We start from the raw sequence: 7041 nt of genomic DNA, 5'->3' as shown, positions 1-7041 counted from the left end.
TATCTAATCCTGTTTGCTCCCCACGCTTTCGTTCCTCAGCGTCAGTATTTAGCCAGGTGGTCGCCTTCGCCTCCGGTGTTCCTGCTGATCTCTACGGATGTCACTCCTACACCAGCAATTCCACCACCCTCTCTAAAACTCAAGAAAAACAGTCTCAAATGCACGTCCCAGGTTGAGCCTGGGGATTTCACACTTGACTTGTCTTCCCGCCTACGAACCCTTTACGCCCAGTAATTCCGAACAACGCTTGCACCCTTCGTATTACCGCGGCTGCTGGCACGAAGTTAGCCGGTGCTTCTTACTCTGGTACCATCAAATGTGAGACTTATTAACTCCCACACCCTTCTTCCCAGCCGAAAGAGCTTTACAACCCGAAGGCCTTCATCACTCACGCGGCGTTGCTGCGTCAGGGTTTCCCCCATTGCGCAATATTCCCCACTGCTGCCTCCCGTAGGAGTCTGGACCGTGTCTCAGTTCCAGTGTGGCTGATCGTCCTCTCAGACCAGCTACCCATCTTCGCCTTGGTGGGCCGTTACCCCGCCAACAAGCTAATGGGACATGGGCTCATCCTTTGGCAACCGGCCTTGCGGTCCCGGCTTTTCCAAAAACCTTTCGGCTTTTGCTTATGCGGTATTAGCTACAGTTTCCCGTAGTTATCCCACACCATAGGGCAGATTCCCATGCATTACTCACCCGTGCGCCACTAAGGTATTGCTACCTCCGTTCGACTTGCATGTGTTAGGCACGCCGCCAGCGTTCGTTCTGAGCCAGGATCAAACTCTTAGCTCTAATTACTTACTCCATAACTCGCGTTATGAAGATTTTTTTTCTTTTGACGGCTCGTCTTTTATCTCGAGCCCCGAAGCTTCCTTCTCTCTCGACTTGCGCCGATTGAGTCAAAGCCTCTAAGGACCCGCACTCTGTTTCTGCTCTCTTCTCTTGTCAAATAACTTCTCTTTGCTTCACTCCGTCTTTCCTTTTTCAGAGAGACTTCGCTAGCAGCGAGAACCTTTAGCTACACAACCCACATTCGCTTGTCAAACCTTTTTCAAATAATTTTATTTAAATATTTAAGTCACTGATATTACTAAATATAAATAGGAATAAGATTTGTTACTTTTGATAGCAATATTTGCATCTGCAACATGCTTAACTCTAAAAAGTATAAAAATAATAGTAATATGTGTTGACCCATGCACTTAGATATTAAAATTGATAGCATGAGAATGCTAATAGAAACTTTCTGGCATGCTTATTTTTATTTTTTTGAATTTAGAGCGTTTCTGAGTGCGCTAAATATTTTAACCAAACCACTTGTGTGTCATTGCAACGGCCGCAGCCTCTCCTGCAGCGGCTGCTTGAATAGCGCCTACCCACCCTTGAATATCTCCAGCCGCCCAAATCCCAGGCACACTCGTTTCCTTGAACTCATTTATTTTTATATAACCTTTAGGATTTAATTCTATTTTAAGATTTTGCACGAGTTTGCGGACAAGAGGGGATGCCCGTTCTGGCAATGTCCAAAGTATGCTTTCAAGCTCAACATGCTGATCATTTTCTAAAGTGAGTCCATGTAAGACTCCATCGACATGATGTATTTTAATAATTCTCTCATCATAAATTTTTGTTCCACGCTGTTTTAAGATTTCTCTCCCCTTTGTTGACATAGCTTTGCCATTTAAAAGAACTTTATTTCGGGGAGTCCAATTCTGGGAAATATTAGCGAAGTGGATCATCTCTTCTTCACTTTGCTTAATTATCCCCCACTCTCGATCCCTATTTTCATAACCATCGCAAAATGGGCATGGGAAAATAGTTTTCCCCCAGCATTCCATAAAACCAGCAACTTCTGGATATTCATCGATAAATCCGAAAGCGAGAAGAAGATTTCGAGCTAAATATGTTTTTTCTTCTTCCGTTTTAATAACAAATAAACCTGCAGAGTTTTTTGTAATATCTGTTGCAGTTTCTTTTATGAGTTGAGCTTGGTTATAAACATTTATCTGTTGCCATGATATTTCTCTGATTTTGCTTGGAGGAAATCCATCCATTCCTAGAAAATTATGTACTTCATTGGCAGCAAAATTTCTTGGCAATGTCGGTGCATCGAGAACAATTATTTTTTTTCGTGTTCTTGCCAAAACTAAGGCCGCCTCCATACCAGCAGGCCCACTTCCAATAATTAAGACATCGCACAGTTCAGATTTTTGATTTTCCATTTTGAACTCCAAAAATTTAAGAAACCATTCCGTCAATCACTTCCTTTGTCGTTAATATTGAATTGCAACCATCCACACTTTTGCCTGCTTGCCAATAATCTTTGTAGCCCGCTCCTTCCAATGAAGCTCTTTTTAATTTCCATATAGATTGAAGTGTGTAATAGAGACGCATCCAGTGCTTCATTTTTTTGTGCTTAAGTAAATATTTAGAAATTGGATTCGCTTTCGTCCCTATCTTTTCGATATATTCCGTTTTAATAACGGAAACGGGCACTCCTGAAATCTTTTCTGTGAGAACAATATCTTTTGCGGTCGCTTTGATAATGGCATTTTTATAATCCATATGGGCATTGCATTCTTTTGTTGCTATAAAGCGAGTTCCCATCTGCACTCCTGCATAGCCAATAGATAGAGCTTCTTCATAAGACTTTTTATCACTCACACCTCCCGCACAAATTACAGGCACTTTTAAGGATTCTAAATCTTTATAAAGTGTTTCAATCGGCAACGAGCCGGCATGTCCGCCCGCCCTATTGTTGACACAGATGATTCCATGCACACCCGATTCCAAAGCTTTTTCAGCCCATTTTCTATCTACGACATCGTGATAGACAATTCCGCCAACAGAATTTGCCTTATCGACAACCCATTTAGGATTTCCTAACGAGGTCACAAAAAAACGCACACCTTCTTCGAGGGCAATATCGAGCCATAATTTCATCCGATCTTCATATATTTTAGATGACTTTTCTGTAATTATGTTCATTCCAACTGGCTTTTTTGTAAGTTGTTTTATTAGAGCCATTCCTTTACGAAAATCATGCTTATGTGCAAATACCATTGATAAAGGTTGGATGATCCCGATTCCCCCTGCTTCAGAAGCTGCTGCTACAAGCTCAGGATTGCTACACGGATACATTGCTCCGCATATTATCGGATATTTAATTCCTACTTGTTCTGAAAAAACAGTCTTTTGATTCATATTAATTCTCTATTTATTATATTATAAACGAATTTTCCAGGTCGCATAAACTTTAGATACGACAATATTTTTTGCATCTTTTATATGTGAAACAATTTTAAATTCATCTTCACTTTTAAATTGCTCAGGCAATAAAAATTGCGCTTCAGCAATAAGATCTCCGCGTGCTTTTTTAAGATATTCAACTTCAATTCTCACCAATATTCCCTTAGCAGATTTTGGTAGTTGCGAAGTTATCGACAAACCAGTAGAAAATTCACCAATATTTGCCAATGCAATTGCATGAATACAATTCAAGTGATTGCGTATAGATTTTCTATCTTTTATTTTTACTTGAGCAGTGCCATTTTCTATTTTTAAAACAGTTGGACTTATTGAACCCGTATAGGGAATGTAATGAGAAACGAGACTTGAGAAAATAATATTACCTGCTGGGAATTTATTTAACTTTTCCCAAGTAACTTTAATCAATTCGCTTGGGGATGAAAAATCAGGCAAGTATTTTGACATGGAATGTGTCCTTTACGCTGTTAAATTATTCAACGCAGAATACATTCATTTGCAATTAATTCGCAACTCCCATTTAATTATATTTTATTCAGATTCTTCGTGATCATACAAACTTTGCCGTGAAATCCCTAATGCAGATGCTATTTTAGATTTATTTCCACTGTATTTTTTGGAAGCAACATTGATCATAATTTTTCTTAAGATATCTTTTGCTTCATCAAAATTCTCACCGGAGGAAATAAATTTAAGCAAGGCCTCGCCAAAACGCCCTTCTAAGACATCACCATAATTTTTATTTAAACTCTGCGCACCTTGAGTGAGTGCTTGAGGAGTACGCATACTCCCAATTATTTCCACATCGGATGGATAAATTTGACTTCTATGATCAGCTAAAGCACGAGACAAGGCATTTTCAATAATTTGATGCAAAGTTCTAAAATTTGCAGGAAATGCATGATTAGCTGCTAGATCTAATATTTTATCTATGACTTCAGAACTCGATGAAACTTTTAAATCATCACTCGATTGAGAAATTTGATCGAAAATAAACTGAATAGCTTTTGGCAATTCATTATTTAAAGTTGAAATTGTTGGTAAATCGATTTCACGATGTGCATATGCTTCAAGAAAACCTGGTACTATTTTCTTTTGATAATCAGTGCAATATGTAGCTACAAATTTAATCAAACCGATTGAGAGTTTACCTTCTCCTAATACAGATGTTACATATTCGGAATCAAAGACACTTTTTAATTTATTTTGATTTTCATGTGAAAGAGCATGAATATTATCTAAAACCAAGACACCACCCACAGCTCGTTCAAATAGAGTCAGCTGCAATGTATTGCCTGTTGTTGATGCATCACCAAATAGTAAAAGAGAATTTGCTTCATCATTTTTAGCGGCGCAATCATGGTAGACTATGTTTCTCGAAATACTCCCATAATTTTGTTTTAAGAACTGATGAGCAAAGAACTGTGAACTCAAAGTTTTGCCTGTTCCTGAAGCGCCACAAATAAGCAGTCTTTCTTCTTTCCTCCGCATTGAATGTTCAAAAGCATCGGTCGTTTGTTTTAATAAAAAAAGCTCTTTAGAAAATCGAGTGTCAAACTCCATAATTTTTAATTTTCTAATAATTGTCGCTTGTAAAGCAGCGGATCTTAGAATTTTAGTTAAAGAAAATGAATCTTTTAATTTTGGACAGAACATATCTGCGCCAGCTCGAATAACACGCGCAGGAAGATCAAGGTCATCAGAATTCGAGATCATAATAACAGGCAGGCCAGGGAGAGTTGATCGTAAATCTGGAAGGAGATCAATTCCCCATTTCGTTGTTCCTTTATAAAAACAATCAACAACACAAACGTCATAAATATTTTTTCTAAGAAGCTTTTCAGCTGCTTTAATACTGTCAGCAGTGTCTGCCTTCCCCCCTAAGCCTTCAATAGCTAGGACAATATCTTCAGCATCTTCACTTGTATCATCAACAACTAACCATCTTGAAATAGGAAATACTTTTGAAATCATCGTTTAGAGTCTCCGATCCAATTAAGAGCCAACCCCTCAATCCTCTCTTTTTTTGTAATAATTCTTAATGTAAATGATTCAGGTAATTTAAGATCTTCATCAGAAACAACTTCAATTTTGTTATGCAATGATGAGGATTGAATCATTGCATTGAGATCTTTTTGAGAGACAATAAATTTTTCCAATCCACATTCAATGGATTTTAGCTTGAGATCTTCTCTTTTAAATATAATTACTTTCATTTTTTCGATTGGAGGGGGCTGAATTTGAGAAATTTGATTAATAAGAAAAGCTGGAATATGAAAGCCAGTTTCTACAGTTTGTTTATTAATATCAAAAATCATCTTACCATTTAACTTAGCTGTACCTCTTTTAATAATTGAAAGACCTCGCCCCGTTCTTCCAAATAATTTAAAAAACACAGGGGAATTTATATTTACAACATCAATTCTATTTGTAAATTTAGCAAAATGAATATTAATAGCTTTAAAAAACGAAACTTGTGAATATATTCTTAAAATAAAATAATTATCAATATAGTTCATTTTTATATTTGGCATCGCTTTCGCGTGCTTAATTGCATTAGAAGATAAGTTAACAATAATTCTTTCAAATAATGAAATATCTACTATAGATATAATACAGTTATCTGGTAAATCATTTTCAATCTTACATCCAACAAAATACGATCTGATAAATTTTAGAATATCGATTGAGTTTAATTCTTTAAATGAGTTTATTTCTTGACTTGAATCGTCGGAACTTCTTATTTCAATTGCAAGTCTTTGCATAATTCCACGAATAACTGAAACATTATAGTTTAAATCCTCTTGTGCATATTTTCTATCAATCGTGTCTAGAACTTTTGCTACATCATGTTGAGCATCTAAAACAAGAGTTTGAAAAAACTGGAGGTTTTTACCGCGCACTTGCACAGCTTTTTGCGCTAAAATTTTCACATTGAGCCAATTGATTTTATCTGCTTTTTCCAATAACTCATCGACATCTTCAGTCTGTTCAAGTAATTTGCCTGCATAGCCAATTGATTTTAACATGGCCGTAATACATAAGCCCCAAAAGAAAATAACTGCTAAAGATACTATTATTGGTAAAGAAATACTATGATATTCAAAGATATTTAAATGACTGTCACTACAAGTATTAATTGTGAGTTCAACTAAATAAGGGTAGGGCGATCGGACTGGTTGAAAATATTCTGTTCTTTTCTCAAGGCATTCTATAGGGGAAGGAGCAGTGGAAACCCACTCACCTATCAATTGCCTGTCGGGATTGAGCAAATAGACCGAAACCTTAGCAACCCTCTCTTGACTAGCGCTTTTTTTGGAGTCAAAGGTGAAATTTAAGTATTCTTGCATAAGAGACAGAGATTGATCTTGTAGTCCTTGGGAATCAAGCTCAGCCGTACCTAAAATACTTCCAGATATACCTCCCATTATAAGCGCAACATCATGCCTTAAGTTGGCTATCCTTTCAGCGCGCACCGATAAGGTCCAAATGACGACGTAGAGTATAATAAACCCAACAGCTGATATGATAAAGTATGCTGATAAAGATCCTGAGTTAAATCGAAACTTTAGGTTTAAGCGCATTTTATCGTTCATTCCATAGTAATTCAAGAATCTTAAAACAAGATTAACACAAGAAACATGTGAGCAATCTCACCCCTAACATGCAAAAGAGAAAAGCCCAAGCATTCTAAATAACCTTCGTTTATTTGGCTATTGACTCATTTTCAATAACTACAAACAAGTTTCTTTCTAAGAAAATTTCACTTGCAAATTA

5 protein-coding genes and 1 rRNA gene (1 of these 6 only partly in view) are annotated in these 7041 nt (G+C 37.0%); all 6 read right to left on the bottom strand.

Annotated features, from left to right (window positions below; genetic code table 11):
* Nucleotides 1-789: ribosomal RNA gene (locus EZS29_RS01660) — 16S ribosomal RNA — on the bottom strand (it extends 748 nt beyond the left edge of the window).
* A gap of 512 nt (nt 790-1301) precedes the next feature.
* Entirely contained in the window at nt 1302-2219 is a 918-nt protein-coding gene (locus EZS29_RS01655; protein ID WP_130605903.1) for an NAD(P)/FAD-dependent oxidoreductase, read from the bottom strand.
* A gap of 16 nt (nt 2220-2235) precedes the next feature.
* Nucleotides 2236-3201 carry an NAD(P)H-dependent flavin oxidoreductase gene (locus tag EZS29_RS01650; protein WP_130605901.1) on the bottom strand — a complete coding sequence of 322 codons (966 nt, stop codon included), beginning with the start codon at nt 3199-3201 and terminating at the stop codon, nt 2236-2238.
* 21 nt (nt 3202-3222) lie between these two features.
* On the bottom strand, nt 3223-3711 hold the full coding sequence (locus EZS29_RS01645; RefSeq protein WP_130605899.1) for a DUF4442 domain-containing protein: 489 nt from the start codon (nt 3709-3711) through the stop codon (nt 3223-3225).
* Between the two features lie 84 nt (nt 3712-3795).
* Nucleotides 3796-5238 carry a sigma 54-interacting transcriptional regulator gene (locus EZS29_RS01640; protein WP_130605896.1) on the bottom strand — a complete coding sequence of 481 codons (1443 nt, stop codon included), beginning with the start codon at nt 5236-5238 and terminating at the stop codon, nt 3796-3798.
* Nucleotides 5235-6860, bottom strand: coding sequence for a hypothetical protein (locus EZS29_RS01635; protein ID WP_130605894.1), 1626 nt, complete (start codon nt 6858-6860; stop codon nt 5235-5237). The genes EZS29_RS01640 and EZS29_RS01635 overlap by 4 nt, the downstream gene beginning before the upstream one ends.
* Nucleotides 6861-7041: the final 181 nt, after the last annotated feature.

Source organism: Fluviispira sanaruensis (assembly GCF_004295685.1).
GTDB classification, from domain to species: Bacteria; Bdellovibrionota_B; Oligoflexia; order Silvanigrellales; family Silvanigrellaceae; genus Silvanigrella; species Silvanigrella sanaruensis.
This window is presented reverse-complemented; position numbering and strand designations above follow the sequence as displayed.

What these genes read in the sequence shown, in the direction of transcription:
- EZS29_RS01640 (WP_130605896.1), bottom strand. Translation starts at nt 5,238, where the DNA reads ATGATTTCAAAAGTATTTCCTATTTCAAGATGGTTAGTTGTTGATGAT.
- EZS29_RS01655 (WP_130605903.1), bottom strand. Translation starts at nt 2,219, where the DNA reads ATGGAAAATCAAAAATCTGAACTGTGCGATGTCTTAATTATTGGAAGT.
- EZS29_RS01650 (WP_130605901.1), bottom strand. Translation starts at nt 3,201, where the DNA reads ATGAATCAAAAGACTGTTTTTTCAGAACAAGTAGGAATTAAATATCCG.
- EZS29_RS01635 (WP_130605894.1), bottom strand. Translation starts at nt 6,860, where the DNA reads ATGAACGATAAAATGCGCTTAAACCTAAAGTTTCGATTTAACTCAGGA.
- EZS29_RS01645 (WP_130605899.1), bottom strand. Translation starts at nt 3,711, where the DNA reads ATGTCAAAATACTTGCCTGATTTTTCATCCCCAAGCGAATTGATTAAA.